General features: G+C 76.3%; 1 protein-coding gene. It reads right to left on the reverse strand.

The features are described 5' to 3' along the window. On the reverse strand, window positions 1-3,230 hold a 3,230-nt coding region (locus B7767_RS35000), incomplete at both ends, for an SDR family NAD(P)-dependent oxidoreductase (protein ID WP_143652797.1).

Raw genomic sequence — 3,230 nt, forward strand, 5'->3', positions numbered from 1 at the left:
CCGATGGCGGCGGAGACGGAGGAGTAGGTGAGGAACAGGTCCAGGTCGCGGTCGGCGGTGAGGCGGTCCAGGAGGGCCGCGCCACCCGCCTTGGGCGCCAGTACGGCGGCGAACCGGTCGTCGGTGAGGTCGGCCAGCACCGCGTCGTCCATGTGCATCGCCGCGTGGACGACACCGCGCAGGGGGTGTCCGGTGGCGTCGACGGCGTCGAGGACCCGGCGCAGCGCGGTCTCGTCGGTGACGTCGGCGGCGTGGGCGGTGGCGTGCACGCCGCGGTCGGTGAGTTCCCGGAGCAGGGCGGGCGCGTCGGGGGCGTCGGGTCCGCTGCGGGAGAGCAGGGCCAGGTGCCGGGCCCCGCGGTCGGCCAGCAGGCGGGCGGTGGCGGCGCCGAGTCCGCTCGGTCCGCCGGTGATCAGGTAGGTGCCCTCGCCGTCGAGGCGGAGGGTGCCGGGTGCGGGTTCCACGGGGACGGGTTCGTCGAGGGGGTCGAAGGTGACGACGACCTTGCCGGTGTGCCGGGAGTGCTGCAGGAGGTGGAAGGCCTCCTCGACCCGTGCGGCGGGGTGGACCGTGTGGGGCAGGGGGCGGTAGGTGCCGGAGACGGCCTCCGCCTCGAAGTCCGTGAGGAGCAGGGCGCCGAGTTCCGGGGAGTCGATGACGGCGTCGAGGTTGAAGCCGATGAAGGTGAGGCTGCGGTCGAAGGGGCGCAGTGTGATCGGGTTGTTGAGGAAGATGTCCTTCTTGCCCAGCTCGATGAAACGGCCGTTGGGGCTCAGGAGGCCGAGGCCCTGGGCGATGGCCTCACCGCTGAGGGAGTTCACCACGACGTCCACGCCCCGGCCGCCGGTCAGTTCCCGCACGCGGGGGACGAAGTCCAGGCTGCGTGAGTCGAGTACGTGCTCGGCGCCGAGGGTGCGCAGCAGGTCCCGCTTGGTCTCCGTGCCGGCGGTGGCGATGACGCGGGCGCCCTGACGGCGGGCGCACTGCAGGACGGCCAGGCCCACCGCCCCGGCTCCGCCGTGGACGAGCACGGTCTCCCCGGGGCCGAGACGGGCCTGGTTGACGAGGGTCTGGTGGACGGTCAGGAAGGCGACGGGGAAGGTCGCCGCCTCCGTGAAGCCCAGCCCGTCGGGGATGCGGACGACGGCGGAGGCGGGGGTCGTCGCGTGGGAGGCGAGGGCGGCGGGCACGAGGCCGCAGACCCGGTCGCCGGGCTTCAGGTCCCGTACGCCCTCCCCCACGGCGCGTACGACGCCGGCGCCGTCGGTGCCCAGTCCGCGGCCGATCGGGCTGTTCTCCACCGCCTCGGGCGGCAGCAGGCCGTTGGCCCTCATGGGGTCGCGGTAGTTGAGGGCCACGGCCCGCATCTCGAGGGCCACCTCGCCCGGTCCGGGTGCGGGGAGGTCCGTCTGCCGCCAGACCAGCCGTCGGCGCAGGCCGGGGTCGCGGGCTTCCAGGATGTACGGCGTGCCGGCGGGGACGCCGGGGGGTTCGTCCGCCGGGTGCTGGACCTGCCGGGGGACGAACCGGCCCCCGGCGGTCAGGACGATCTCGTCCTCCCGGGTGCCCGGGTCGTCGTCGCCGGGGGCGAGGAGTTCGCCGGCCAGGCGGCGGGCGTCGGTGTGGGCGTCACCGGTGCGGTGGCACGAGAGGCGTCGCAGGGACAGGTCGGGGCGCTCGTTGGCGAGGGTGCGGCAGGCCGCCCAGACGGCCGCGTCGTCCGGGTGGGAGGGCTGCTCCGGGGCCGGGAAGAGGCCGGTCGGACGGGTGACGAGCCATACGCGGGGGCCGGTGGCACCCTTCGGGCCGTCGCAGGCGGTGGCCAGGGAGCGCAGGAGGGCCGCCCGGCGGGTGGTCCGTACGACGGTGTCGTGCGGGCCCGGCTCGGCGAGCAGCAGGACGACGCGCGGACCGGTGTCCGTGGGCAGGGCCTCGCTCCAGGCGGCGGCCCGGTCGGGCGCGACGACGACGGTGGCCTTCCCGAGGAGGGCGGCCAGTGCCCGCGCGGTCGCCGTCTCGGTGTCGTCCTCGACGGCGATCACCCAGGCGGCACCGGGGGCCGCCGGCGGTGGCCCGGTGTCCGGGCCGTGGTCCTGGCCCGGTCCGTGGTCGCGGCCCGGACCGTAGCCCCGGTCCTGGCCCGCACCGCCGTCGTGGCCCGTACCGCCGTCGTGGTCCGCCGCCGCGAGGAGGACGGAGCGGTCCTCGGGCCCGGTCTGCGCCACACCGGAGAAGCCGCACCGCCGCAGCAGCGGAGCCCACCGGTCGCGGGAGAGGATGCGGGACGCCGGGCGCAGGGTGTGGTCTCCGCGCTCCCAGAAGTCGTCCAGCGTGCCGGAGAGCAGGGCCTGGAGCCGGGCGTGGTGCGGTTCGACGGCCAGCAGGTGTCCGCCGGGGGCCAGCACCTCGTGCAGCCGGCGCAGGGTCGCGGCCAGGTCGGTGGTGGCGTGCAGGGCGTCGCCCGCGAGGACGAGGTCGAAACCGGACCGGGGCAGTCCCTGAGCGATCAGGTCGGCGTCCGGGTCCAGGGTGCGGTGCTCGACGAAGTCGTAGGCGGCGAAGCGGTGTTCGGCTCGGGTGGGACCGCTGCCGGTGGGGGCGGTGCGGGTGTAGCGGGTCCGGTCGGCCGGCAGCACGGGCAGTGCCGCGGCGGTCAGGGCGGTGGTGGTCGCGCCGACCTCCAGGACGCGCAGCGGACGGTCGGCGGGCCAGCGGCCGACGATGTCGCCGAGCAGTGCCTGCACGGCGCGGTGGGCGAAGCGGTGGGCCGGGCCGGTCTCGTGGAGTTGCTCGTACGCGCTGTCCCCGGCCGGCAGGAGTTCGCGTGCGTCGACGCGTCCCCGCACCACGTCGGGCAGCCGGCGCAGCTGCCGGTTGAGGAGCAGCGTCTCGGCGCCGAATCGGGGGTGGTCCTCCACCAGGTAGCGCAGCAGCGCCTCGGCGCGGGTCTCCGCGCCGGTCAGCCGCCAGGTCTGTCCGGTCGTCCGGGCGAGGCCGTGCTCGGCCAGCAGGGGCAGCATCAGCCGCACCACTCGCCGGTGCCGGGGCTGCAGTCCGCCGGCCACCAGGTCGCCCATCGAGAACGGGGCCGCGGGGTCGGCGAGGAGGCCGTGCAGCGTCTCGGCCCAGCGGTGGGCACCGGCCTCTTCGGCGGCGGCGGTGAACCGGTGGTGGCCGCTGTCGTCCAGGGCGGCGCGGGCGGCGGCGATGCGCGGTCCGGCCGCGCGGGC

Origin of the sequence: Streptomyces sp. 13-12-16, from assembly GCF_002114215.1 — a bacterium.
GTDB lineage: Bacteria > Actinomycetota > Actinomycetes > Streptomycetales > Streptomycetaceae > Streptomyces.